30 protein-coding genes and 1 pseudogene are annotated in these 25,630 nt (G+C 34.0%); 8 read left to right on the forward strand and 23 right to left on the reverse strand.

Annotated features, from left to right (window positions below; translation table 11 throughout):
- Window positions 1–7 precede the first annotated feature (7 nt).
- The 8 genes from NSS71_RS11400 to NSS71_RS11435 form a co-directional block, all read right to left on the reverse strand.
- Entirely contained in the window at window positions 8–886 is an 879-nt protein-coding gene (locus NSS71_RS11400) for a recombinase RecT (RefSeq protein ID WP_336045307.1), read from the reverse strand.
- On the reverse strand, window positions 886–1,833 hold the full coding sequence (locus tag NSS71_RS11405) for a YqaJ viral recombinase family nuclease (protein ID WP_341151693.1): 948 nt from the start codon (window positions 1,831–1,833) through the stop codon (window positions 886–888). The genes NSS71_RS11400 and NSS71_RS11405 overlap by 1 nt, the downstream gene beginning before the upstream one ends.
- Window positions 1,834–1,936: 103 nt before the next feature.
- Entirely contained in the window at window positions 1,937–2,149 is a 213-nt protein-coding gene (locus tag NSS71_RS11410; RefSeq protein WP_061801140.1) for a YqaI family protein, read from the reverse strand.
- A 206-nt stretch (window positions 2,150–2,355) separates the two neighbouring features.
- Window positions 2,356–2,511, reverse strand: a complete 156-nt coding sequence (locus NSS71_RS11415; RefSeq protein ID WP_167555745.1) for a hypothetical protein — start codon at window positions 2,509–2,511, stop codon at window positions 2,356–2,358.
- 13 nt (window positions 2,512–2,524) lie between these two features.
- Window positions 2,525–2,788 (reverse strand): hypothetical protein, encoded by a 264-nt coding sequence (locus NSS71_RS11420; protein WP_341151694.1) that lies wholly within the window; start codon window positions 2,786–2,788, stop codon window positions 2,525–2,527.
- Between the two features lie 2 nt (window positions 2,789–2,790).
- On the reverse strand, window positions 2,791–3,420 hold the full coding sequence (locus NSS71_RS11425; RefSeq protein ID WP_172867339.1) for a helix-turn-helix domain-containing protein: 630 nt from the start codon (window positions 3,418–3,420) through the stop codon (window positions 2,791–2,793).
- 48 nt (window positions 3,421–3,468) lie between these two features.
- Complete coding sequence (locus NSS71_RS11430) at window positions 3,469–4,170, reverse strand: ORF6N domain-containing protein (RefSeq protein ID WP_341151695.1); 702 nt, start codon at window positions 4,168–4,170, stop codon at window positions 3,469–3,471.
- Between the two features lie 225 nt (window positions 4,171–4,395).
- Entirely contained in the window at window positions 4,396–4,584 is a 189-nt protein-coding gene (locus tag NSS71_RS11435; RefSeq protein ID WP_341151696.1) for a helix-turn-helix transcriptional regulator, read from the reverse strand.
- A gap of 159 nt (window positions 4,585–4,743) precedes the next feature.
- Here NSS71_RS11435 and NSS71_RS11440 point away from each other — a divergent pair, with 159 nt between their 5' ends.
- The 5 genes from NSS71_RS11440 to NSS71_RS11460 all read left to right on the forward strand — a co-directional run bounded on the left by NSS71_RS11440 (window position 4,744) and on the right by NSS71_RS11460 (window position 8,891).
- Window positions 4,744–5,157, forward strand: a complete 414-nt coding sequence (locus NSS71_RS11440) for a helix-turn-helix domain-containing protein (protein WP_341151697.1) — start codon at window positions 4,744–4,746, stop codon at window positions 5,155–5,157.
- Window positions 5,158–5,325: 168 nt separating this feature from the next.
- A complete protein-coding gene (locus NSS71_RS11445) occupies window positions 5,326–5,904 on the forward strand; it encodes an ImmA/IrrE family metallo-endopeptidase (protein WP_341151698.1) in 579 nt (192 codons plus the stop codon).
- A gap of 148 nt (window positions 5,905–6,052) precedes the next feature.
- Window positions 6,053–6,724, forward strand: a complete 672-nt coding sequence (locus NSS71_RS11450; protein ID WP_341151699.1) for a hypothetical protein — start codon at window positions 6,053–6,055, stop codon at window positions 6,722–6,724.
- 4 nt (window positions 6,725–6,728) lie between these two features.
- On the forward strand, window positions 6,729–7,700 hold the full coding sequence (locus tag NSS71_RS11455; RefSeq protein ID WP_172867560.1) for a hypothetical protein: 972 nt from the start codon (window positions 6,729–6,731) through the stop codon (window positions 7,698–7,700).
- 3 nt (window positions 7,701–7,703) lie between these two features.
- Window positions 7,704–8,891 carry a hypothetical protein gene (locus NSS71_RS11460; protein ID WP_341151700.1) on the forward strand — a complete coding sequence of 396 codons (1,188 nt, stop codon included), beginning with the start codon at window positions 7,704–7,706 and terminating at the stop codon, window positions 8,889–8,891.
- Between the two features lie 61 nt (window positions 8,892–8,952).
- Here NSS71_RS11460 and NSS71_RS11465 read toward each other — a convergent pair.
- Window positions 8,953–9,291 (reverse strand): annotated as a pseudogene (locus NSS71_RS11465) (sigma factor); the annotation flags it as partial.
- Window positions 9,292–9,641: 350 nt separating this feature from the next.
- Between NSS71_RS11465 and NSS71_RS11470 the strand changes: the two are divergent.
- Window positions 9,642–11,573 carry a fructose-bisphosphatase class III gene (locus tag NSS71_RS11470; RefSeq protein WP_047944050.1) on the forward strand — a complete coding sequence of 644 codons (1,932 nt, stop codon included), beginning with the start codon at window positions 9,642–9,644 and terminating at the stop codon, window positions 11,571–11,573.
- A 217-nt stretch (window positions 11,574–11,790) separates the two neighbouring features.
- On the opposite strand, the gene NSS71_RS11475 is transcribed toward NSS71_RS11470, so the two are convergent.
- The 5 genes from NSS71_RS11475 to NSS71_RS11495 all read right to left on the reverse strand — a co-directional run bounded on the left by NSS71_RS11475 (window position 11,791) and on the right by NSS71_RS11495 (window position 14,276).
- Window positions 11,791–11,928: a YrzI family small protein gene (locus tag NSS71_RS11475; RefSeq protein ID WP_082138421.1), complete on the reverse strand. Its 138-nt coding sequence runs from the start codon at window positions 11,926–11,928 to the stop codon at window positions 11,791–11,793.
- Between the two features lie 21 nt (window positions 11,929–11,949).
- On the reverse strand, window positions 11,950–12,102 hold the full coding sequence (locus NSS71_RS11480) for a YrzI family small protein (RefSeq protein ID WP_082138420.1): 153 nt from the start codon (window positions 12,100–12,102) through the stop codon (window positions 11,950–11,952).
- Between the two features lie 26 nt (window positions 12,103–12,128).
- The gene (locus NSS71_RS11485; protein WP_095258117.1) at window positions 12,129–12,269 is read right to left on the reverse strand and encodes a YrzI family small protein; all 141 of its coding nucleotides are present in this window, start codon (window positions 12,267–12,269) and stop codon (window positions 12,129–12,131) included.
- Between the two features lie 949 nt (window positions 12,270–13,218).
- On the reverse strand, window positions 13,219–13,542 hold the full coding sequence (locus NSS71_RS11490; RefSeq protein ID WP_047944105.1) for a cupin domain-containing protein: 324 nt from the start codon (window positions 13,540–13,542) through the stop codon (window positions 13,219–13,221).
- A gap of 482 nt (window positions 13,543–14,024) precedes the next feature.
- The gene (locus NSS71_RS11495) at window positions 14,025–14,276 is read right to left on the reverse strand and encodes a hypothetical protein (RefSeq protein ID WP_061800755.1); all 252 of its coding nucleotides are present in this window, start codon (window positions 14,274–14,276) and stop codon (window positions 14,025–14,027) included.
- A 474-nt stretch (window positions 14,277–14,750) separates the two neighbouring features.
- On the opposite strand from NSS71_RS11495, the gene NSS71_RS11500 reads away from it, so the two are divergent.
- On the forward strand, window positions 14,751–15,539 hold the full coding sequence (locus NSS71_RS11500; protein ID WP_047944044.1) for a MerR family transcriptional regulator: 789 nt from the start codon (window positions 14,751–14,753) through the stop codon (window positions 15,537–15,539).
- A 126-nt stretch (window positions 15,540–15,665) separates the two neighbouring features.
- Here the strand turns inward: NSS71_RS11500 and NSS71_RS11505 are convergent, their stop codons facing one another.
- From NSS71_RS11505 to NSS71_RS11515, 3 genes are read right to left on the reverse strand one after another with little or no spacing between them, the layout of a single operon-like run.
- On the reverse strand, window positions 15,666–16,769 hold the full coding sequence (locus NSS71_RS11505; protein ID WP_047944043.1) for a Gfo/Idh/MocA family protein: 1,104 nt from the start codon (window positions 16,767–16,769) through the stop codon (window positions 15,666–15,668).
- 51 nt (window positions 16,770–16,820) lie between these two features.
- Entirely contained in the window at window positions 16,821–17,558 is a 738-nt protein-coding gene (locus tag NSS71_RS11510; RefSeq protein ID WP_047944042.1) for a ThuA domain-containing protein, read from the reverse strand.
- 26 nt (window positions 17,559–17,584) lie between these two features.
- On the reverse strand, window positions 17,585–18,745 hold the full coding sequence (locus NSS71_RS11515; protein WP_341151701.1) for a Gfo/Idh/MocA family protein: 1,161 nt from the start codon (window positions 18,743–18,745) through the stop codon (window positions 17,585–17,587).
- A gap of 133 nt (window positions 18,746–18,878) precedes the next feature.
- Between NSS71_RS11515 and NSS71_RS11520 the strand changes: the two genes are divergently transcribed.
- Complete coding sequence (locus NSS71_RS11520; RefSeq protein ID WP_341151702.1) at window positions 18,879–19,682, forward strand: helix-turn-helix transcriptional regulator; 804 nt, start codon at window positions 18,879–18,881, stop codon at window positions 19,680–19,682.
- A 555-nt stretch (window positions 19,683–20,237) separates the two neighbouring features.
- Here NSS71_RS11520 and NSS71_RS11525 read toward each other — a convergent pair.
- The 6 genes from NSS71_RS11525 to NSS71_RS11550 all read right to left on the reverse strand — a co-directional run bounded on the left by NSS71_RS11525 (window position 20,238) and on the right by NSS71_RS11550 (window position 25,423).
- Entirely contained in the window at window positions 20,238–20,777 is a 540-nt protein-coding gene (locus tag NSS71_RS11525; RefSeq protein ID WP_341151703.1) for a hypothetical protein, read from the reverse strand.
- Window positions 20,778–21,464: 687 nt separating this feature from the next.
- Entirely contained in the window at window positions 21,465–21,704 is a 240-nt protein-coding gene (locus NSS71_RS11530; RefSeq protein ID WP_082138418.1) for a YrhC family protein, read from the reverse strand.
- Window positions 21,705–21,884: 180 nt separating this feature from the next.
- Window positions 21,885–23,018 (reverse strand): bifunctional cystathionine gamma-lyase/homocysteine desulfhydrase, encoded by a 1,134-nt coding sequence (locus NSS71_RS11535; RefSeq protein ID WP_251687550.1) that lies wholly within the window; start codon window positions 23,016–23,018, stop codon window positions 21,885–21,887.
- Window positions 23,019–23,942, reverse strand: coding sequence for a cysteine synthase A (gene cysK, locus NSS71_RS11540; protein ID WP_095322339.1), 924 nt, complete (start codon window positions 23,940–23,942; stop codon window positions 23,019–23,021).
- Between the two features lie 136 nt (window positions 23,943–24,078).
- On the reverse strand, window positions 24,079–24,771 hold the full coding sequence (mtnN, locus tag NSS71_RS11545) for a 5'-methylthioadenosine/S-adenosylhomocysteine nucleosidase (RefSeq protein ID WP_047944036.1): 693 nt from the start codon (window positions 24,769–24,771) through the stop codon (window positions 24,079–24,081).
- A gap of 1 nt (window position 24,772) precedes the next feature.
- Window positions 24,773–25,423 carry a class I SAM-dependent DNA methyltransferase gene (locus NSS71_RS11550; protein WP_095258113.1) on the reverse strand — a complete coding sequence of 217 codons (651 nt, stop codon included), beginning with the start codon at window positions 25,421–25,423 and terminating at the stop codon, window positions 24,773–24,775.
- Window positions 25,424–25,630 lie beyond the last annotated feature (207 nt).

Raw genomic sequence — 25,630 nt, forward strand, 5'->3', positions numbered from 1 at the left:
TTACCTATCATTCAAAATCAATACTTCCTTGATCAAAACTAGGCTTTTCTTCTTTTGATTCATTATCTATTTCATAATCAATAATGTTTGCATTATCATCTATTGTTGATTCTTCTACTTCATCTGTTATATCCTTTAATTCACGTTCTTCATTTTCGTCTTCTGAAACAGCCTTCTGCATTTCAACAGAAAGAATTCCCCATTTACTTAGCATATTTCTCACTACCGTTTTCATGGCCATTGCATCATAATCAGACTTCCATACGTTATTCATAGCCTTCTTATCCTTCATCTTATTGTGCTTAATACGATGAGCTTCTACTTCATCTCTTGTCCAATAGACTGTCTTTTCGAAGCCGTTTGTTAGTTTAAAAAATCCGCAATAACCGATTACTTTTTCACTAGCCTTTCCGTCTAGGTCTAGCTCCAGTTCCTCCGTAATTCTGTTCCAACGCTTTAACTCACCTTCATATATAGGACTAACGTTAATATTCTTATATTGACCTGTTCTAAGGGCCAATTGGATATAGCCTTTGTATCCTAATTGAAACTGTGCTGCTTTCACTCCTTTTTTTGAGTCGTAGAAAGGAACAATCCATGCATAACCGAGGTTCTTGTCCACTGGTAAGTCTAATGATGCAGCAACCATTGCACTCGAGATAATAGACATTGGTTCTGCAGCTTGTAGACCTGGATCTCCGTTATATAAGTTCAAAATAGAAGCCATAAACTGTGGTGCTTTTTTTGAAAGAACTTGTTCAAATTTCTTTTGCATGGTCGGTGTATTTAGCAAGGATTTCAACCCTAAATTTTGTGCTGATACTTGCTGTGGTGTTCCACTTTGTTTATTTGCTAACTGGTTCTTTAGCGCTTGATTAGTAGCCATTATTTAGCCTCCTTCACTGCGAATTTACGGAAGGAAGAAGGCTTCAACACATTCTTATAAACATCTGGGTACTTCTCTTTAAGTGTCTTAGTATCCACTCTGTTTTGAACTTGATTCTTCCAAGAAACGATGTAGCTATCAACTATACCTGTTTCAGCATCTTTTAACTCTGCTTTAATTTTATTTTCAATTTCTGTCTTAGCAGTTTTAACTAACTTTTCATCTGATTTAATCTTTTCGTATTGTTCAAGTAAAGATTTAAAATCTGTTGGAAGAATGATTTCTTTATCTTTCTCCGCTTTATCGTATTTTTCTTTTAAATACTGTTCAGCTGCACTTGAACCATCTAGTTCTGGTGGATTACCTTGCTGTACGTGGTGCTCCCAAAAATGCTTTTCTGCTTCAAAAATCATATTGATAAGTTCTTCATCACGCTCTATTTCTTTCCATATGAACTTGTTACCGCCAACTAAAACAGCAATGTATCCTTTTTCTTTTCCAGTTACTCCAAGATAGTGTTGGACCTGAACTAGATAAGTTGCTGGAATTTCATCTGCTTCCCACTCCTTAGCAAGATATGCTGAAGCTGTTTTACATTCTAAAATGGCGGATTCTCCAACAACCATGCGATCTAAGTTAGCCATAATATATGGATAATCTGAATGACTGTACATATAGTTGGAGCGACGTACCTTCTTCTCTGTTCTTTTTTCAAACTCTTTAGCAACCACATTTTCCATTTCATTTCCCCAGTAAATTGCCTCGTTACTGATTTCAGCTGGCTCAACTTGTCCAGTTTTTTCAAGCCATAATTCAAATGCAGTACGATATTTATTTAGTCCTAAGATTATCCCTGCATCACTTCCGCCTATACCTTTTGTTCTTGCTAATAACCAATCATGCCGAGACATTTCTTTCGTGGGAATTGCATTTTCATTAATTGCCATTAAACATTCCTCCAACATTGATTTTTTTATAGATTCTGTTTACTATAGAAGTAAGTGTTTTAATACATGTGCTTTACTTAAGCCCACTCTGCCAAGTGGGCTTTTATTCTGCTGTTTTGAAGATAAAACCAAACTCTTCATTCAAGTATCTCTGCAAATTACTTTGCAGAATGGTCTCTCCGTTATATTCAGCCACTGAATCCCCTTCAATAATTTCATCACCGTAATAATCTAATCCAGCATGTTCTATTTCTTCTTCCAATTCTGCTGGGTAACCAAGTTGATTGATTTGTGTAATTAGTGGATGTTCTAGCAATCTAATTCCTCCTTTCTATAACGTTATCAAAGATCAATGTGGTGCTTATTCACACCATGACAAACAGGAAAGTATCTTCAAATGAGGGGGATATTTGAATTTCCTGTTCATCATGGCAGGAACAAGAGTTCTTGCCACACTGTTTTAACAGTGATAAAATAAAGCTAATCTATTGTTTGAGATTGTGCAGTTAGTTAAGTTGCCGCTTAGCTAGCTGCTTTTTCTTTTTGTAAATCATAGATTTTCTTACGATATTGAAACTCTATATCAAGTAATAAAGCTGGATTAGCTTTCATTTCTCTACAAAGTTTACTTACTTCCCTAGCCTTCATTAATTTGCTTGCAGATAAGATAAATTTCATCTTGTTTCCCTCCTTATATTTTCATTACAATCGCAGATAGAATACCTTGGCTTTTTAATCTTTCCGTTACTTCAACTAGTTTTTCCCGGTCCACTTTTCGTTGCTCCATTCTCTTTAGTTCACGTACCGACTTTATATAATCAATTGCATATCTTTCTGCTTTCTTTAAATCTCCGAGCATTAATGCATGTTCACTTATACTAAGGCATGCCATAGCTGCTCTATGCTCTGCTATTACTTTTTTCTTGTCCTGCTCCAAGAATTGATTGATTTCCATAATTACCTCCCTGCACGTTCCTGGAAAAATGTTTCTTTTCTAATCGTTTCAAACTGTGATACAGACGGAATGATGACTCTATCGGCAATCGCTTCTTGAATCCAGTTCTTTACGAGGATTTCGTAATCTAGATCCCAATTTATTCGAAGTGCAGCTAGTACACAGTCAGATGCTTGTTGCACGTCTAGAACTTCTTCCGCATATTTAAGCATGTCATGCCTCATAGATTCTGAAATTGGATCGTTGTATCTTAGTTGTTTACTCATATGTAGCAATTTCTTAGCTGCTTCAATCGCACCAGTAGCTTGTTGAATAAAATTAGTTAATTGATTAGGAATTGATTGCAGAAGCCATGGATCTACTGGCGGTAATGCTAGTCCGTATATATGCTTGATTTTTTTCAATGCCGTATAATCTTTTAGAATGGAGCACCATTCTTGGGCAATTTCAAAGGGAACTTGCGATGTTCCTTGCTCCATTCTTGTTAATCTTTCAACTGTAATTCCAAGGGCTTCGGCCATATACTTTTTCGTGCGTTGTTCCTCTTGACGTGCCCGCTCTCTTGAAATTCTTAAGATATCTCCTATCGCTGAAGGAGAGTAAAGTCTTGTTTTGCTCAAAGTGTTCGCCACTCTGTTCGCCTCCATCTATTTAGTTTTCAAGAATACAATATTAATAGGTTAAGATACTTTTCTAGGTATCCAATTTTCGATATAGCGTAAAGCTGCCTGTAATTCTTTTCGTTTTACATCTTTATAACTAGCAACGCCAAAACGATCCTTTATTTCTCGGTAAAGTTCTCTAAATAATTTTGGCCGCAATTGAGGGTCATCACAGACTTCATATACTTTGGTTGCCACACCTTTTTGAAGTCTTCGTTGCTCTCCATAATCTAAGGTTATTTGTTCGTCTACTTTCTGATCTACTTGACTAATTAATTTTCGAATTTCATGTTGTTCTTTAATTATGGACTCATGTCCCTCAACCAAATCTGCTGTAGTTCGTAATACAGTCACAAGCGCTTGGTCCTTGGATAGTGGAACAACATTTTCCTGAATGGTATAGTACTCATCAACTAACATTTCATATGCATCCCATGCCCGATCTGTATTGAGTGACTTTGCATGGAGCCATGCCCCTTTTTCAGTCCATAGATAAAGTTTGTTTACTCTGTTTAACGATTCATCAAATTGATGATTCCTTTTAAATTCTTTTAAATCTGTTCCTTCTAAAAGGAAGTAATGTTTCTCTGCCTTGTATCTGCTGATATTACGCCCGAAATTATTATTAATAATTCTTGGTTCAGTTCCATAAGCTTCAGCTAATTGAGCAGTAGTTAAAACTCTTTTTCCATTTAGAATAGTCGGTACTAATCGATTCATTACATAGCCTCCTTGTTAGTTTTTAAGGATTCCTTTTTTAGTTTATCGCTGATAATTCGGTAAATTATTTTGTGGGCTTCCCTCTCTGCTAATTTATAATTGGGGCCCTTTATGACTGTTACTTTCACTTTGGTACCACCTTTCTTTATTGGCTGAAATGTTTTAATTTGTTCTATCTTTTATTCAAGTATCACTACCTTTTAGCAAAATACACATTTCGTGACATTAATCTTCAAAAAAAATTATCCAGTCGAAATCTAAAGCTTGAGAGATTTTTTTGGCTACAGTCACTGATGCATTTCTATCTCCCGACTCTATCATTGCATAAGTTGATCTTGCTATTTCGGCTTGTTTAGCAACCTCAGATTGAGTTAAGTCTTTCTTAATTCTTAAATCAATTAACCACTGTCTCATAAACCGCCTCCTCTCTTTGTGTCACATATTGTGTAATTAAAATATACTACACATTTCGTGACTTGTAAATATCAAATTACACATTTTGAAGAAAAACTTTTCAAGTCACATTTTGTGACGTTATAATAAAATAAAAGTATGGAAGGGAAAGGAAAATACATGCTTGGTAAAAGGCTCGAATCATTAAGAAAAAAGGCCAAATTAAGACAAGAAGATGTTGCTAAAATTATTGGTGTAGGTAGAACCACATACGCAATGTATGAACAAGGAAATCGTCAACCTGATTATGATACCTTATTAAAAATATCTAATTTTTTCGAGGTAACTACCGATTATCTAATTTCAGGACATAATAATATAACTATTGCAGGTCAGCAGATTAACCTTACTGAAGAAGAATATAAAATTTTCGAAGAACTGAAGAAACACCCTATCCTTTTCCATGACCTTGCTAAAGATCCAGAAAAGAAAATAAAAGAACTCATCAGATTACAGAAAGCTAGAGATATGTTTCTAAAAGAAGATGATGATGAGAAAAAGGGATATGGATTTGGAGAACTAGATGATGAATAACACGATTACTTGTAATCGTGTATATTTTTAACATCCATATGGTAATTAAGCACTAATTTTGGATTTATAGGAAGATAGGTCTATATACTTGTCTTTTCAAAATACTCCTTCAACTTCCTTCCAAAATTAATTGAAATCTATGAAAACATCTACTATAGGAGTTAGATAATGCAACAAATCAAGACAACCACAGATAGATGGGAGAAAAAAGCAAACCTAGTCCTTTCACATTTTAACTACCAGCAACCAGATGAAATTGATATGTACGATATTTGCTGGCGATATGGAGTCAATATCAAACCATTAGACGTTAACTTCTTTGACCCTAATTTTGATTATGAGTCTATCAAACATCTAAAATCCTACGCTATTCCTGACACTGTGGGTAGACGCGGCACCATCTTCATTCGGCCAGAGCTTGACCCTATTGAAAAAAGAATTCTTCTTGCAGAAGAATTTTGTCATTGCTATTCCCACTATTCTTCACAGCTATTAACTGATGAGTATATTCGCAACAAACAAGAACACCAGGCTAAACGAATGGCTGCCTATCTGCTTATGCCTAATAAATTTTTAAAGGCACTATATAAAACCGCCATCAATGAACCAATTCTTATTTCTGACATTGCGGATCACTTCCTTGTGACAGAGGAATTTGCACACTATCGGTTAGAGTTGATTTATAAACATAAGGTGGATGGGTTTGTTCAGATTAAGGAGCGATTGTGGAGTTTGGAGATGTTTTAATTAATCAAAGACTAATTAAAGATTAAAAAATGACTTATTATTACATTATTATGGGAGGTGATATCTTAAGCAAATTAATATATAACTGGTAAATTTTATATGCTATAATGCTATAAGATTATTTATATATTATAAAGGAGGTGGCGGGGTGTTCACTATTAAATATAGAAAGTTAAATACAGATCATTCAATAGTGGATTTTGAAAAATTCATTTATGATGCTATAAAAAGATCTACTAAGAACGAAGGTTTTAATATCCTCGAGAACTCAGATGATTTTTTTCGTATTTACTATTATAAAAAACTCCCTTCAGCCGACTTTCTTTATAATAATAGAACTGAAAAAATGATTATAGAAAACACTCAAAAATTATATGAATCTGAACTATATTTTTCAAAGATTAAGTATGATATTAGAATCACTGGAACAAGAAATTCAAGCAGACTTTTAGAAGAGTACATAGATACATACAGTAATCTATCTATCACTAATAATCCAATTAGTCTTGAATCAATTTATAGAAAATTTAACCAATACAATTACTCAATTAAAAAGTTAAGCTATAAAAATGTGAATTTTATTCAAACAAAGTTACCTTCACTAACCTTAGAGTTTTCAACAAATCAAGATGCATTAAACATGATTAAAAAATTAAAATCATCACCTTCTGAGCTTCAATTATGCATTGACTTTAAAGAAGATGAAGTTGCCTTTATAAATTTTAATCTTAAAAAAGGTGACGCAACTATTGATATGGATAAGTATAGAGAGATTGATTATGAAAATGTGAAAGAATCATTAAATAACCTTAAGGAGTAATAGTATGTCAGAAGAACAACAATATCAAGGGGATCGCTGGACAACACAGTCTCTAAATATACTTTCTCGTTTAGGATGGAAACAGATTGGAGACTCAAACTTTGATATTCCATGTACAAATAGAAGTGCACATAAAACAGGGGATACTAATAGAAAGAACCCCCATGGTGTAGATTTATTGTTTACTTATTTTGACCCATATAAAAATAAAGATATAGGTATCATTGTTGAATCGAAGCATAGAAAATGGAGTGGAATAACTGCGAGTACATTGCAACAATTTGTCGATCAAGTTTTCATGACAACAGAGTGTGCTGACCAAAATGCCGAGTTGAAGGCACTAGGAAGTAATAGTATTGATACAGGTTTACTGATGATTTGGTGTAATGAACCAACATTATATGACGAAGAAAAATTTAGAGAATACTTAACAAGTTTAACAGTTAAAACAAGAAAAAAGCCAATCACCATCCATATTGCCTGTAATACCGAAATATTAAAATGGTGCTCTATATTGGAAAAACAAAAAGAACTATCCAATATATATACTGATTTTGCATTTTTTTATCCAAGTGATTATTATAGTGGCGGAAAAAGTATGCCCTACCGTAAAGAGCACTTAACTCTTATTCAATTATTCTCTAAATATATTTTTGCTAAAAGTAATTATCAAGAAAGAAATAGACTAGGAACTTTAAATAAAATTGTACACCATGTGTTTTTCTTTGCGGAGCCGACAAAAGATGAATTAGAATTCTTATATTCAGGTTTTGATAGGCTTCAGTTTGAAGATGCTGAAAAATTAATAATTCATTTTTATGGAGAACAAACAAAATATAGAAACCATATAGAAATGTTTATTCGGGATAAAAATCAATATTACGAAGAAAAGGGACATTATTTGCGTATAGAAGCTGATTATCTAACAGTTCTAAAAGATGTTCCTGAAAATTATTCCTTTTCGCGAGGTATATAAAATATGAAAATAAAGAACTATCCCTATAGATCACACTTAAGACGAGTACTAAACAAGCATGTAACTACAAGAGACGTAAAATCATTTTTAAAAGAAAAAGGAATTTTGGTACATGCATTCAGAAAAGAAGATCTTTCTAGGATTGGTGCAGATTATTATTATTCAATGGCTAATATTGTTGATTTAAAAGAAAAAATTGATAGTCCAACAAATTATAAAAAAACTAGTAGGATTAATATTCCTACCAATCAAGTAGATGAATTGAAATCTACTCTTACTAGTCTTACAGGACAAAAACTAGATAATGATGAGGATACTCGAGTTACAGTATTATCAAATCCCGATGGGACTTGGATGTTTGAAATTGATTATACAGAATACAAACCAAGCTTAATTAACTTATTAGATGTTACTAATAGAAAAATCACTGTAAATGTCAATGAGCAGGGTGAAAGTACTAGTCTAGATTTTAGTTTACTAACTCCCCATGACTATAAAAAAGTTACAGAAGTTATTAAGCAGGTTCATAAAAACTCGGATGATTTTTCCTTTAATTTTTCCGAAATAAGCTTATCAAATTTGACAAAGAAAAAAAGAATATCTCTTTTTGATAATTTTTTTAATTATAAGCATGAATCATGGAGCTTAGTGGAGATTACGAAATTAAAGGTAAAAAGAGATAAAAATGATGAAGAAGAGACTGACATTAGTAAAGATCAACTTGCAGGAATAAATTCCGCTTTATTAGATGGTAAGAATCTAATTGAAAATAACTTTGTTAAAAGTACACTCAAAAATGGTTTTTACTTTTCAATGGCAACTATGAAATTTGAGAACCAGAGTACGCCAGAATTTATTGAGCTGGTTATTGATTTTAAATCAAGACCAGAAAGATGCGAGACTAATATTGTTTCAAGTGGATTTTATGAAGAAGATGGCCTTGGGATCCGAACGATTAAAAACCTATTTGATACTGAAACTCAAAATAATATAACTTTTAATTTTAAAAATACACTTTATCAAATATATGTAGAATTACTTAATTCTGAAGATGTACCTGAAGAACCAGAAATAAATATTTCTGCTGAGGAAATTGAGCTTTTAAATGAAGAAATTCAAAGTAATAAAAATGAAGCTGCTATTGCGGTAAATAATAACATTCATCTCGAATCAAATAAAAAGGAACAATAAGTTCCTTTTTATTTCTCTTATTCTCATCCCGAACCTCGCACTCCCCTACTGTAATAAAGTTTTCATTCTCAATACATCGGGCAGCATAAGTAGCTAATTTTGTTCCTTTTCCTTCAGAAAAGCTTTCTATCCCTTTTATTAGTCCAATGGTTCCAATCGAAATTAGATCCTCAGAATCTTCACCTGTATTTTCGAATTTTTTTACAATATGAGCAACTAAGCGTAAATTATGCTCTATTAACATATTTCTTGCATGCGAATCTCCTTCAGCCATCAATCGTAAATATTTTTTTTCATCACTCGCTGATAATGGTTGGGGAAATGCATTATTCTTTACATAGGACACAAGAAAAACTAATTCTTTGAGTAAAGCCCCAATTGACAATAAGATTCCAGACATTTTTCCACCTCCACATTCAAGGACATTTGCCTATACTTCATTACTATGTGAAAAGAGAGTAGGTTTTGCACGTCCAAACGACAATAAACTTTGGAAAATATATTTTATTTTGGTTTATAGTCTGCATATAGTGGGTATCAGCAGGAAATACCTTTCTACGATAAAAAGGCAGGCTGTAAAGGTGCTATTTGCTGCTAGTAATTCACAGGCTGAACATAGAAGATCTCCTTGTTCGATACGAAGCTATGCATTATTTTCCATTTATTATTAAAATCTTATTAAATTCTCTTTATTACCTTGTATAATACATATATTAATAACTTTTTTTCTATTACTCGGGGGTGGACCAAATGGATACGAAATATTTAGATTTGCTTACAGAAAAATATGATTCGGAAGAAAAAGTAGTAACAGAAATCATTAATCTGGACGCAATATTAAATCTTCCTAAGGGAACGGAGCATTTTGTCAGCGATTTGCATGGTGAGTTTCACGCTTTTCAACATGTGTTAAGAAATGGTTCAGGAAATGTGAAAGAAAAAATTCGCGATTTATTTAAAGAAGAGCTTTCCAGTGCTGAAATCGATGAATTCGCCACTTTGGTTTATTATCCAGAAGAAAAATTGAAAAGAGTAGTGAATTCATTTGTTCATACAAAAGAACTGGATCAATGGTATGCGGATACAATTGAACGAATGATTCGCTTAGTTTCTTATGCATCCTCCAAGTATACCAATTCAAAAGTTCGAAAAGCATTACCACAACAGTTTGTTTATATTATTGAAGAATTATTATATGAAAAAAATGAATTAAATAATAAAACAGATTATTATTCAAGCATTATTAACAGAATTATTACACTGGGACAAGCTAATAAACTAATTATCGGACTTTCCTATACTATTCAAAGACTGGTTGTCGATCATTTGCATGTTGTTGGTGATATATACGACCGGGGGCCATACCCTGATAAAATCATCGATACATTAATGGATTATCATTCCGTGGATATTCAATGGGGGAATCATGATGTTCTATGGATTGGTGCATATGCAGGATCTAAAGTCTGTCTTGCTAATATTATTCGGATATGTGCTAGATATGATAATTTAGATATTATCGAGGATGCCTATGGGATAAATTTACGTCCGCTCTTAAACTTAGCAAATAAGTATTATAAAGATAATAAAGCTTTTCGTCCAAAAATGAATGCCAAAGAAAATACAGACGAAAATATTTTACAAATCACAAAAATTCATCAAGCTATTTCTATTATTCAATTTAAACTTGAAATGCCTATTATTAAAAGACGACCTGATTTTCAAATGCACCACCGCCTGCTTCTAGAAAAAATCGATTATGAGAATAATACCATTGATTTAAATGGCAGAATTTATTCACTAGAAAATACCTGTTTTAATACAATCGATCCGAAAGATCCATCTCTCCTCTTAGAAGAAGAGGAGCAAGTAATCAATAAATTGCTTTTTTCGATTCAACATTCTGAGAAACTAGCAAAACATATTCATTTTCTTATAAATAAGGGGAGTTTATATTTAAGATATAATAGCAATTTATTAATCCATGGTTGTATTCCATTAAATGAAGATGGAACAATGAAATCGATGTGTATTGACGGGAAAGATTATCGAGGAAAAGAATTATTTGATCTTTTTGAATATTATTTGCGTTATAGCTTTAATCATCCTGAAATAACCGATGACTTTGCAACAGATTTAGTTTGGTATTTATGGACTGGGGAAAATTCCTCGTTATTTGGCAAAAAAGATATGACTACATTTGAACGATATTTTATTAAAGAAAAAGAAACACATAAAGAAAAAAAGAATCCTTACTACTCCTTACGGGAAAACGAAGAGGTATGCCGCCATATTTTGGAGGAATTTGATTTAAATCCTGATCAGGGGCATATTATAAATGGTCATACACCTGTTGCGGAAATTAATGGAGAAAACCCAATTAAAGCGAATGGAAAAATGATTGTGATAGATGGAGGATTTTCCAAAGCCTATCAATCCAAAACAGGAATTGCCGGTTACACCTTATTATATAATTCCTATGGCATGCAATTGGTTGCCCATAAGCGCTTTACTTCAAAAGAAGATGTGTTAGAAAATGGTACCGATGTCTTATCGGTAAAAAGAGTAGTAGACAGAGAATTAAAACGAAAAAAGGTACTTGAAACAAATGTAGGGCAAAAATTACTAGAGCAAATGAATGATTTAAATCGATTATTAGAGTATCGCTATTTAAAAAAATAAGAAAAGAACAAGTAGTGTGGCTTTCTATTTCCCACTGCTTGTTCTTTTCGGTATTCTTCTTTCTGGTGAACTTCTGTTTTGTGAACTTGTTACATTACATTTCTTTTCCTACGTTAGTCTGTATCTTTATCCGCCCATAAGATTGATTGTCGACTCTGTAAAATAATTAAAAACATTTTTATCCACCTCTCCTTAATTTATATTTTTTCTATTTTTCTTAGAAACGTATTATTGAATATTGTTTTCTTCTATTTTCTTCCATGATTTCTTCAATCATTTGCTGATGAGTAATTTCTTCTGCTGTCATCTTTTTGGGATGAACGGTAATGGTAAAAAACAGCATATTTATTATCATAGTTATTACCTCCTATTATTATTAGTAATGGAAATTCGAAAAATATCCAGAACGAATTTGCTTTGTTTTCGTTTCTTCGAATATTTGCTCGATTTTTTGTAAATGATTTTGTTCTTCTTCCGTCGGTCTTTTCCTATTTATAGTTATGGTAATAAAGAAAATATTTAAGGTCATGTCTTCACCTCCTAAACGTGAATGTTTTACAACCTATAGCCCATTTCATGTAGTTTTCTGCGATTTTCTTCTATTCTCTTTTCCATTTCAATTTCTTGTAAAAATTCTGCATTTGTATATTGCTTTTTCTTAAACGTAACTGTTAAAAAAATTAGATTTAATGTCATCTTTTTTACTCCTAACTTTAAATTTTTCCATAAATGGAATTTTTTTCTTGTTAGTGCACAAAAAAACCGCAAATAGACTGATCTGCGGCTTAAAAAGGGCATAATAAAACCGCAGGACACGATTACCCTGCGGTTGGATATTTTTAGTTAAATGAAAACTAAGATAAATAATCCCATTCCGAAGCGGTTGAATTCGTGTACGTTAAATATTCAATTAGTACTACATTGTTTAATTCTGGTAAAATTCTGATCATTTTATTCAACCTCCTTCGATTTTTTTGTTCTCACATTGGTAATTATATCCTCGAATGCCAATCTTGTAAACCTTTTTTTGAAAAAATGGATATTCCACTCGCTTTTTTAGGGTTTTTTGTTATTTCTGCCTGCTGTTCAAATGGAAGAAATAATGTGTTTCATTGTGCAGTATGTTCACAAGGCTTCGAGCCAAAAACTTGAGGAAGTATCTGATTGCAAGCGGAATTTTTGTAGAATGAGGACAAGGAAAACACGTTCTATTTTTGCTGGTAGCAACATTCAAATTTGTCTTTTTCAAGTTCTTTTTTTGGGTCTTATCTCCTGTTCTTAGAAAATGGAAAATTCATGGTATGGAATTTTTATTATAAAGAAAATTATATTCAATCATAATCTCTCCAGCTTTTCCCTTTCCAAACCAAGCTGATAAAGAAAAATTATAAAAGTCAAAAAGCCTTTGGTTCTTAAAGAATATTAATTCAAAATAGCGCTTAAATATTATCATAATTGTATTTGTAATTATTTTTGTCATCATTATTTTTTTAGCTATGGCAAAACAGTAAAAGATAATTCAAAAATATACCTCAAAAATTTTTAGTTAGAATAAGCCGATTCTCCCTAAAAGAAATCGGCTTATGATATTGGAATCTGGATGAGCATACGTTTTTTGATTCAAGCTGCATCAAGGTATTGGCACTTAATAAGTGGATCCATTTATATCATTATCTTTTTTCTCGAAACAGAGATTCACAGTTCTACCATTAGACCGGGTTCTATGTTGTGTATGTGCTGGTACATTAAAAATTTCACCAGGTAGTAATTTAATAGTCTTATTGTTTTCTAAGTCGATTATGAGTTCTCCCTCTAGAACCATAAATAATTCGTCAGTGTCATGTTCATGCCAATGAAATTCACCATCAATTACAGCAATTCTCAAAACATGATCATTGATTTCAGCTACTATAAAATTCTTATAATCTGTTATATCAGTAACTAAATTTAATAAATTAATCTTTTGCAATAAACTTTCCATGTGAATCATCTCTCTTCAAAATTAAATTTTTAGAACTTTAATAATCTCATCAGCTGAACAGCCTTTAAACAAAATTTTATGGGTAATTTATATGTTAAAGGTGGAAGAATATTTTACTAGATATATTTCTTTTAAAACAACCTGCCTATGCAGATAAAAATAAAATGAAAAGTAAATAATCTTGTTATTCTTTTTGTTTACTTTTCCATATGCGAAAAAATAATATTCCCCAACCAATCATGATTAATAAATTAAAAATTTTGAGCCATAAGCTAGAGGTTGGTAATAACATTCCCCAAATAAAATAAACTAACATCATAATAAGTAATATAGCAACTAAAATTTGATTCTTTTTACTCATAATAGGCACATCACTTTATATATATTAAAAAAACTACCAAAACAAAAGTTTTAGAGATTTCACTTAACTGGTGAGGTCTTTTTTATACAAAAAAATAAGGCACAATGCCTTATTCTTCTTCATAAGGTTTATGTTTGATTTCAATGGTACGTTGGTCATCGAAACCAACTACAGGATGTAGATTATAAGATGTGTGTTCAAAATCTACATGAGAATTAGAAACTGTAAAGATAGTAATTGTTTCATTATCTGAGTCAACAACTGAGTATTTAAATTCATTGGCTAAATCTTTGAATAAGGAATATTCTTCGTGGATTGTTACAACCCAATTATAACCTATTGTAAATTGTTTTGTTTTCATAAATACCTCCAAATATGGTCATTTATACCTTTTATTGTAAGTGATTTGGTGAAGTTTGGCAATTAGAAGATTTACTATTTGGTATCTTTTTTATTATGTTTTTTATTATTTTAAAGTAAACTGAAATCATTGGTTGGTCATGGTGATTAGTCTTATTACCAGAAATTAATGCTGTGTCTCATGCATTAGAATTTAAGCCTAAGTTAAAAGAAATGATGTTAGGGGGACGACAAGGTATGTTAACTATTTTTAATGAAAAAAAACAAGAATAATGATAAATTCGAAAAAAGTTGCAATGTATTATAAAAAAACTAGTTGGATGTTGTAATTACTGGCAGCTAATGTATCAGATTTGGTAATAAACAGACAATCATTAATTTAAATTTTCCTAATAATAAAATTAAAATTAAAAAAGCCCTTGCTTTTGACGTAACGTCAAGTGTTAAAGTTCAATATGAAAGGGAGTGATAACAAATGTCAATGGAGAAAAATTACTCTATTGGAGAATTTGCAAAGCTAACTGGAGTCACTGAACGAACACTGCGTCACTATGATCAGATGGAGCTATTGAAACCTTCTGGATACACAGAACATGGACATCGGATCTATAACAACAATTCCATCGCCCAGCTTCAAAAAATATTAATACTAAAGTTTTTGGATTTGTCACTTGGAGAAATTTCAGAATATCTTAAGCAACCGGAGCAAAATTTAGCAATGACACTGGTCAATCAGGCACAGATGCTGGAAGAAAAGCGAAAACAGATTGAAACGGTTTTACAAGCCATTACCCGCGTTCAAAGTATCGTTTCCGGACCCGAACCCATCAATCACGATTCGTTGCTTGTACTCATTCATGCTTTGAAAAATGAGGAGGCTCGAAATCGTTGGATTAGTGAACATTCGTCCGATTCGGTGCATAATAAGCTACACTCGCATACGGTGCAACTTGAATTAGAAAAGGAAATGGCCACATGGACTGGTAAAATGAAACGATTTATTCAAGAAGGAAAGGCACCTAATGATACTAACGTTCTTGCACACATCGAAGAGATGATATCTGTTATGAAACCTAAAGTAGAACCACTATTAGATGATGTAGCGAGAAAACAGCTCGAAAATAATGAAGGTTCTTTTGAGGAGCCAAATCCTTACTTATTTCCTAGTGCTTTTAACAAAGAAGAAGAGATGTTTATAGGAAAGGCTATGGATGAATTGATTCGCAGTAAGGTATATCTTAATCGGCAAGATAATAGTAATTGATTACGTTCATCAAATTTTCTCCAGCAAGGAGATAAAGGCAATTTATTGTTTAGTCTTTAATTTTAACCCTGTACTTCGATAAAAGCTCGAAGTACAGGGGAAGATATTTTTATTTTGCTCGTGTTTTTAATCGAATTCCTCTTCCTTTCCCTCTAAGGGCAAGGATTTTGGGCGGTCGCATGTACTTTTCATCAGATAATGCTGACCATTATCTGATGAATCATGGAATCCATACATTGCTTCTAAAACGTGATAGGCTAAATCACTATTTGCGCGATATTTTCCACCTTCAATAATTGCTCTGGCCATGTCAGCAACGCCTAGACCTCTATTATTTTGGGTATATCCATAAGTAAGAGGAACTTCTTTAAATTCTTTTTCGTCCCGTTTTCTTATTTTCACAGGACCGCTGAAAGTGTTAGGGTCAGGAACAAGTAATGTACCTTCACTTCCATAGACTTCAATAGGAGGTAATGATGTACCGCCGAAGGCATCGAAGCTTGTTGTAATGCTTCCAATTACACCTGAAGCGAAATCAATCACTCCTGAAATATGCGTAGGTATTGATACTTTTAATTTTGTGCCTGCTTTTGGTGTGCTAAGTATCGTTCTTTCTGGATAACTAATGCGAGTGGAACCAGAAATTCGTTTAATCGGTCCTAATAGAGCCACTAATGCTGTTAAGTAATACGGTCCCATATCAAACATAGGACCGCCGCCAGTATCATAATAAAAGGCAGGGTCTGGATGCCAATGCTCATGACCACGGCCAATCATAAAGGCAGATGCACCAATTGGTACTCCTATTTCTCCTTGCTCAATCAGATTAACAGCAGTTTGAATACCAGCACCTAAGAAGGTATCTGGCGCGCTACCAACGAGAAGATTATGCTTTTTAGCAGCTTCTAAAATTAGTTGTCCTTCCTCGCGTGTCACAGCAAGTGGCTTTTCTGTATAGACATGTTTACCGGCCTCTAATGCCTGGATGCTTACGGAGGCATGCGCTTTAGGAATTGTTAAGTTTATCACTAGTTCTATCTCTGGATCCGAGAGTAGTTCTGCAACGGAATAGGCCAATGGTATACCGAATTTTTCGGCTTGAGAACGGGCACGCTCTGTATCTAAATCTGCACAAGCCACAAGCTCGAGATAAGGAAGCTTCGGGCAGTTTTCCATATAAATGGAACTGATATTTCCACAACCAATGATGCCAATTTTAAGTTTTCTCATAAGAAATCCTCCGCTTCATTATGTTTCTTATAATATTTGCTGTATCCTTCCTTATTGACTGTCCCCCATACCTGTATAGTTACGTACGTTTTCATAACTAGAAGCCGTGTCTACATTTTCAATACGTTTTTTTCCTTCAGAGGCCCATAGAAATCCGCGGCGCATAATGAGTGAAACTTCTGGCATAGCAACGATATTAGCTTGATGCCCTAATGAATTATAAAACACATTTCCCAAGCCCCAGCGTTTGGTCCAAACTACAGGCATATCTACTGCTTTATTGGCAGAGTGTGGTCCATGAATAACCGGGAAGCGGGTGGTAGCGAGCACTTCAACGGCAGGATCGTAATGAAGATAATATTGCTCACTAGTAACTTTAAAATCCGAGAGCCCCTCTAATAGTGGACTAGAAGTATGTTTTATATTGACCATGTACTCTACGCCATCATTTCCAGGATGGGCAACCCAATTACCGCCAGTCATAAATTGCCAGTCAACATTATTACGAAAGGAATCACACATTCCACCATGGCATCCAGCTAGACCAACACCAGAAGCTACTGCTTCAGAAATATTTAAGATATACTTTTTTTCAATTTCTCCCATTGTCCAGTGGGGAACAATTAGATCTAACCCTTTTAATTTTTCTTTGTCTGCGTAGGAGTCTAATGAATTAGATACTTCTACTTGGAAGTTCTCTTCTTCGAGGATTCTTTTAAAAATTTCTGCTATCTGTTCAGGCTGATGACCATCCCAGCCACCCCAAACGATTAATGCATTTTTTTTCATAGTATAAGCAACTCCCTTAACTTTTTTTAAACGTCAGAAATTCGTATCCATTGACGATTTTGAATGGATAAATCAACGGCTTCTAAGACTTCCTGGCACTTTACACCATCACGGAAGTTCGGAACAGGCTGTCGATCTTGCCGGAAGGATTCCATAAGTTCAACCATCTCGTGAATAAATGTATGCTCATAGCCAATCGTATGCCCTGGCGGCCACCAATTTTCAGCAAAGGCGTGCGAAGGGTCAGTTGCTAATACACGGCGAAATCCTTGCACATCCTCCTTATCATCTGTGAAATACACTTGTAGCTCATTCATCCGTTCAAAATCGAAGATAACGCTTCCTTTACTTCCGTTGATTTCAAAAGAATTTGTACAGCGATGCCCTGTAGCAAAACGGGTAGCTTCAAAGCTTCCTAAAGCACCGTTCGCAAAACGAGCCAAAAATAGTGTCACGTCATCTACAGTCACTTCAGCTTTTTTATCACTATCACTACCTTTTGCTGATAAGCCCATCATCTGTGAAGGAATTGGCCGTTCTTTTATAAAGGTCTCATTCATACCGATAACTTCTGTAATATCTCCGATTAAATAGTGAGACAGATCTATGAGATGCGCTCCAAGATCCCCATGAGAACCGGAACCAGCAATTTCCTTTTGAAGTCTCCAGGCTAGAGGGAAATTGGGATCTACAAGCCAATCCTGTAAAAACCAAGCACGGAAATGATAGATCTCTCCAAGACGTCCTTCTTCTATAAGTTTCTTAGCGAGCATAACAGCAGGGGCAAAGCGATAGTTAAATCCAACCATATGTTTGATACCAGCAGATTCCACTAAATCAAGCATTTCACGTGAGTCTTCCAATGTAAGCGCTAACGGTTTTTCACAAAAAACATGCTTGCCGGCCTTAGCAGCGGCAATAGTAATTTCTTTATGTACATTACTAGGTGCGTTTATATCGATTAAATCAATGTCATCTCGTTCTAGGAGGCTCTGCCAGTCGGTTGTATATTCCTCCCAGCCAAATTGTTTGGCTGCAACTGTCACACCATTTTGATCTCGTCCACAAATAACCTTCATTTCAGGATGAACAGTATTTGGGAAAAAGAGTGGAAGATCCCGATAAGCATGACTGTGTGCTTTACCCATAAATTTATAGCCGACCATTCCAATTCGAAGTTTTTCCATAGCGTGTCTCCTTTTCATATAATAAAATAACGATGTTACCAATAAATCTATCATCAATAGGTTTGACACAACAAGTAAAAACTTATATAATCCTAGACAAAATTTAGTATTCACTAAAGGATGGTTTTTTCGTATGTTAATATATGAAGCACACCATTTTAATTTAATAGCAAACTATCAAACGGTTGATTTAAACTTTCCAAGTCATCTGCACCGTTGCTTTGAAGTATTATTCCTCCTTGAGGGAGAAATGGAAGTTATTATTAGTCAAAAAAATTATCATGTGAGGGCTGGACAATTTTTATTAATATTGCCTTATGAAATTCATTCATTTATTACAAAATCTCATTCTCGTGCTAATATTTGTGTCTTTTCGCCTGAATATGTCCCCACTTTTTATAAGATGATAGAAAATAGTTCCCTGAAAAATCCGATTTTTAACCTATCATTGGCAGCCAATACCCTGTTCACTAAGGCGCTTTTTACCGATAATGCAAATCTTCTTGAACAAAAAGCATCTCTTTATCTGTTATTATCTGAGCTAATGGAACAAACAAGCTTAATTCAAGGAGAAAAGCAAGATCAAGATTTATTACATAAATTATTAACTTACATCCAGAATCATTTTACCGAAGCCATTTCTTTAAAAAATATCGCTAGTAACTTGGGGTACAATTATAATTACTTATCGAAATATTTCAACAACAATGTTAATATGTCTTTTGTTGATTTTTTAAACGGAACAAGAGTGAATCATGCATCCTATCTTTTAATTTATTCAGAGAAAAATATCTCGGAGATAGCTTTTTTATGTGGTTATGAAAGTATACGTTCATTCAATCGAAACTTTCTAAAGATAAAACAATGTACACCAAAGGAGTATCGAGAAAGGCACCCTCGGCCGTTTAGTGATCTGGATCCTTTTCTTACTATCTGATTTCTAAATCAAGGTTTTGGAAAATGGGACTTTTAGTTTGTATGCACCCAATTTTTGCATCCACCGCAAGGAGTTTTGGATCTGCTTAAGTATAAATGAACTTGGAAAAGAATAAGACTGTCCACTTTTGCGGACAGTCTTATTTTTAAACAGTTGATGAAGAGGAAGAATAGTCTTTCCATTCGGCTATATAGAAGGGAATAAAGGACAATAAAAAAGAAGCTCGCGGCATCCACTAAGTTTATTTCCTTTGCATAGAACTTATGGCAGCTCGGTTCTTCTGGTATTTAATCTATTACTTTAAAATATTTGAAACAATTACAACGATAATTATAACAGAGAGAATAAGTATGGCTGTCCTTTTGTTGTCTTTCATTTAAACACCTCTTATAAAATAACAAGTATTATAAATTTCATATAGATAACCATTAACTATATTCGCTATTCTTCCCCAGAAGACTTATATATATCCAATTGCGTTAATCCATCTTGAATCAACGAACCTGGTTACTTTACATGTAATGCTGCAAATAATTTTACTGATAAGATAGGAGATTAATTTTTTAAATTATCCAGTATAATATTTATTACTTCTGCTGCTTGTAATGTACCATCAATAACAAAGTCTGCATCAGGTTTAATTGTTTCAAGCATATTTAGATAACCACGCCTACCTCTAGAAGTGTAATTTTTCATCTCCGATAAAATATCCTCCGTTGAGCTATTGCAAAAATCTCTAGTTACTCTCCGTGCCAATGCAATGTCTAATGGAGTATCAATAAATATGGAGAAATCAATGAATTTACTTACTTGACTATGTTTATAAGAAAATGGAAAGTCTAAGATTATATAATCAAGCGATTCCGTTAATAAAACTTGTAAGTCCTTTATTAAAGGACTTACATCCCAATCATTAGCGTCTCCTCCATTATCTACCCAGTTAATAATATCATCTGGACCATTGAAATTATATTCATCAAAGAACAGTATCTTTGAATTATGTAATTTCTGATTTAATAGCTTGGTTATTGTTGTTTTTCCTCCTCCAGATACAGCAGAAATGGCAATAACAAATGGTGTTTTTTCTTTTATCATATCGGCCTCCATTCACTTTAATAATATATTTATTCTTTATTAATCCAAATTTTCCCTACTTGTGCTAATCTGCCCTGTTTATTATATAAGAATATTTTCCACACAACACTAGAGGAACTGCTTTAATTGATCAATAAGCGCAGTTATATAGGGATAACCTAATAGTTAGTAAACAAAGCCTATGACTTTCTTAATAAAGGCCTTAAATAGTCAAATTTTCAGACTACTAAGTACAAGCCATTACTTCATATAGATTAATGAGGTGATGACAACTTGAAGATCAACATTATCGAAGGTCCTAATACGAATAAAGTTATCCAAGATTGCTATCATTATATTGTAAAGAAATAAAGAGAGGAGCAAAATAACCTTGATAGGGATTTACGCAAGGGTGTCGACAGAGGAACAATTAAAGGGGTTCAGCATCTCAAGTCTCTTTTCATTGACCAGCAAACACTCTTTTACCTTTTTTCTCGGTCTCTCTTCCTTCCGTGCACTGATCTCGTTTCTCTGTTACCTTCTTCCTCTTCCTTTCAAGCGCAGATCGTGATAACAACAAACATCATAAAGCAATCTTTAAACAAATAAAAAACCCAAACAATTATACGAAGTTTCCACAGCCACTTCCTATAAGTTCGGGTGTTGCTTTAGCTGGCATCTCATTGTCTAACATCCTTTTCCTCTCCATCACGATTCTTTCCATTTATCCAAAAGTTTTTTTAATTTCTTCGCTTTGGCAAAGAATAAAATCGAGACACTTAAGAAGACAATCGAAGTAATAAGCATGCCCTCATTATAACCTGTTACCTTATCCATTTTAGGAATAATTACTCCTATATAAAAAAATGCTCCAACAGCTAGCAAAACGGTGCCAAATTGCTGATAATCAGATATCTTATCTGTTAAAATTTTTATCTTTTTCTCCATTTCTTCCCCTACTTTCTACTAAACTATATAATTACCATAACATAGGAATAGTAGAATAAGCTTTATGAAATCAATAGCTAAATTGTGATATTATGGAAATATTATTGTTCTCCATCACGATTCATCCATAAAAAAGAGATTTACAAATAGGTTTACTATCCGTAAATCTCTTGTCAATCATTATTGTAATGCCTGTTTTAGATCTTCCATTAAATCTTCTACATCTTCTAATCCAACGGAAATTCTCACAAGACCATCTGTTATCCCTAGCTCTGCTCTTCTTTCAGCAGGAATGGAGGCATGTGTCATTCTTGCTGGAACTGAGATTAAGCTTTCTACAGCCCCTAAACTTTCTGCAAGTGTAAAATACTTCACTTTATCTAACAGCTTATCAGCATTTTCGGCACTTCCCACATCAAAACTTACCATTCCTCCAAAACCAAGTGCTTGTTTCTTGCTAATTTCATGGTTTGGATGTGCAGGCAGTCCTGGATAATATACTTTTGTAATGGCTGGATGTTTTTCTAGAAATGCAACGATTTGTCTTGTATTACTTTCATGCTCTTCCATTCGAATTCCTAGTGTTTTCATCCCTCTTATTAATAGCCAAGAATCATGGGGTCCTAACACACCTCCTGTTGAATTTTGCACAAAATGAAGCTCTTCTCCTAATTTTTCGTCCTTTACAACAACAAGGCCGGATACCACATCACTATGACCACCAAGATACTTTGTGGCACTATGAAGGACAATATCCGCTCCCAATGTTAATGGCGTTTGCCAATAAGGAGTAGAAAAAGTATTATCAACAAGCGTTAATAATCCATTTTCTTTTGCGACTCGTGAAACGGCTTCAATATCTGTGATTTTTAATAAGGGATTCGTTGGTGTTTCAATATACAAAGCTACTGTATTTTCTTTTATAGCCTCTTGAATATTGTTAATATCACTTGTATCAATAAAGGTTGCCTCTATTCCAAACTTATTTAGAACCTTTGTCATCACACGGAAGGTTCCTCCATATACATCGTCTGTTAAGAGGATATGATCCCCCTTCTTAAATAGCATCATAACCGCAGTAATTGCCGCCATACCAGAACTAAATGCAAAGCCCCTTGTACCTTCTTCTAAATCCTTGATAAGCTCTTCTAATGCATGGCGAGTAGGGTTTCCAGTTCTAGAGTATTCAAAGCCTTTATGATTGCCAATTCCGTCTTGTTTATAAGTGCTTACTTGATAAATCGGAACGTTGACTGCTCCTGTGTGCGGGTCTCCAGGAATTCCACCATGTATTAATTTTGTTTTTCTTTTCATTTAAATCCCTCCATCAAATATTTTTTTGCTCATATAACGATCACTTGAGTCTGGAAAAACTACAACGATATTACTGCCACTTTCTGCTCTCTGCGCTTCCTGTACAGCGGCATATAAAGCGGCTCCAGAGGAACTTCCTACAAGCAAACCTTCTTTTTGAGCTGCAAGCTTCACATACTCAAATGCATCTAAATCAGAAACGGTATAAATTTGGTCAAAATAGCGGGTATCCATATAGGCTGGTATGAATTCCATCCCAATTCCTTCCGTTTTATGTGGTCCACTTTTCCCGCCATTTAAAATAGAGCCTTCTGGTTCTACTACTACCGCTTTGACAGCTGGATTTTGTTCTTTTAAATAGCGGGCTGTTCCCATAAAAGTACCGCCTGTGCCAGCACCAGCAACAAATATGTCAACCTGATGATTTAATTGCTCCCATATTTCTGGCCCCAGTGTTTTATAATAAGTATTTGGATTTGCTTCATTTTCAAATTGTCCTGGTACATAAGCATTAGGTATGTTCCGCTGCAACTCTCTCGCTTTTTCAATTGCCCCTTGCATGCCTAAGGAAGTAGGCGTATGAATTATCTCCGCCCCTAATGCCTTCATAATTTCCTGCTTTTCGATACTAAATTTTTCAGGCACACAAACTATTACCTTTATTCCTGTATTTAATGCGGCAAGAGCTAGCCCAATACCTGTATTACCGGCAGTAGGCTCGATAATGGTTCCACCTTTAGTAAGCTTTCCACTCTTTATCGCTTCTTGAATTAATTCATAACCCAGTCTATCTTTTATGCTTCCACCCGGATTACAAAATTCTAATTTCGCATATAAATGAACATTTTTAGGTAATGAAAAATGAGTCAATTCAAGCATTGGTGTATGACCTATTAACTCATGTACATTTCGATAAACATTCAAACTCCACACCTCCCACTTATTTTTCCCCTATATAACAAGTTTCTTCCTAACAAAAAAATTCTTTAAACTTATTATTCACAGTTGTTTACTCGCATTTAAAAAGAAAGAAAGGAAGGGTTTCCCCTTCTGTCCTTCTTTATATTCTTTCAACTATTCCTAATACGAGATTTGCTGAATGAACAGCCGCCTTTTCTAAATATTGGTCAAAAGATAAATGGGATTCCTTCCCAGCAATATCAGATAAAGAGCGAATAATAACAAATGGAATATTATGTTGATAAGCAACCTGAGCGATTGCAGCTGCTTCCATTTCAACAGCTTGAAGATTCTCAAATTTTGATTTAATAAAGGCTGCCTTTTCTGGTTGATTGATAAAAGAGTCACCAGTTGTAATTAAACCTGTCACTACAGAATGATTGCCAATTTCCTTTGCACTTTGTTCTGCTGCGGCAATTAACCTTTCATTCGCCTTAAAGCTTGCTGGCATTTGTGGAACTTGGCCGTATTCATAACCAAAAATAGTGGCATCTACGTCATGATGACGTACTTCATTCGAAATAACAACGTCTCCAACTTCAAGTGTTGGATTTAATCCTCCTGCTGAACCCGTATTGATTAAATAGTCTGGTTTAAATGTTTGCAATAGAATTGTTGTACTCATTGCTGCATTCACTTTTCCTATGCCGGAACGAAGTAAAACAACCTCTTTCCCAAATAATTCACCTTCAATAAACTGAAATCCAACGATTGTCTGTTCTTTTTTATTTGCTATTTTTGCACGTAATAAAGTTACTTCTTCTTCCATTGCACCGATTATTGCGATTTTCAATTCACTTACCTCTTTCGCTTATTTTTTCCCCTTCCATCATCCATACAAAGTCGTTCATCTTCTCAAAATATGTGGAAAAACCGTTCTTCTCTAAAATTTCAGTTAGAATGGGAATTGTTGTATAATACTCTCTTTGCAAGTCTTCTGCTAAATGATGCTGCTCTTTCTCCTTGGCATTCTTAATTGCCTCATTGTACGCATCTTTAGTGACATACATGGTATCTGCAAACACTATTTTACCACCTAAAGGGAGGAGATTACTATACTGTTTAACCGCTTCTTCTTTTTCTTGATCGGTTAAGTGATGAAAAGCATAAGTACTTACAAAGGTATCTGGTTGATGATCTAGCTTAAAGTGAAGAAAATCCCCATCTATTATTGTTGCTTTTGTATTAATTTTCTCCAGCGCCAACTTCCTCATCGCAGGCGATGGTTCTATGGCAGTAACCGTTAAACCCTTCTCAATCAGTTTAACAGTTAGATTTCCTGTACCTGGCCCAAATTCAACAACATGCCCTGTGGCGCGTTCTGCCACCATTTTTAATATATAATCGTACTTATGAAAAACAGCTTCGTATTCTTTATTGTTAGTGAGACTGTCATCGTAAGAATCCGCCCATTGTTCAAAAATCTCAAGAAACTCTTTTCCCATAGCATTGCACCCCTGTTATCTTAAATATATAATTCCTATAAGTATACTATGGTTATAAATATTTCTTGTTCTTAATTTATCATATCTTTCTTTTTGTAATCAAGATGTTAAAAATAGTAAGTTTATTCCCTATTTTCAATCTTTTATCAGACTGTTTTTATGTATTATTATTATTCCATTGTCTCCTTATGTTATGATATTTTTACT

Origin of the sequence: Niallia sp. FSL W8-0951 (assembly GCF_038006525.1) — a bacterium.
GTDB classification, from domain to species: Bacteria; Bacillota; Bacilli; order Bacillales; family Cytobacillaceae; genus Niallia; species Niallia circulans.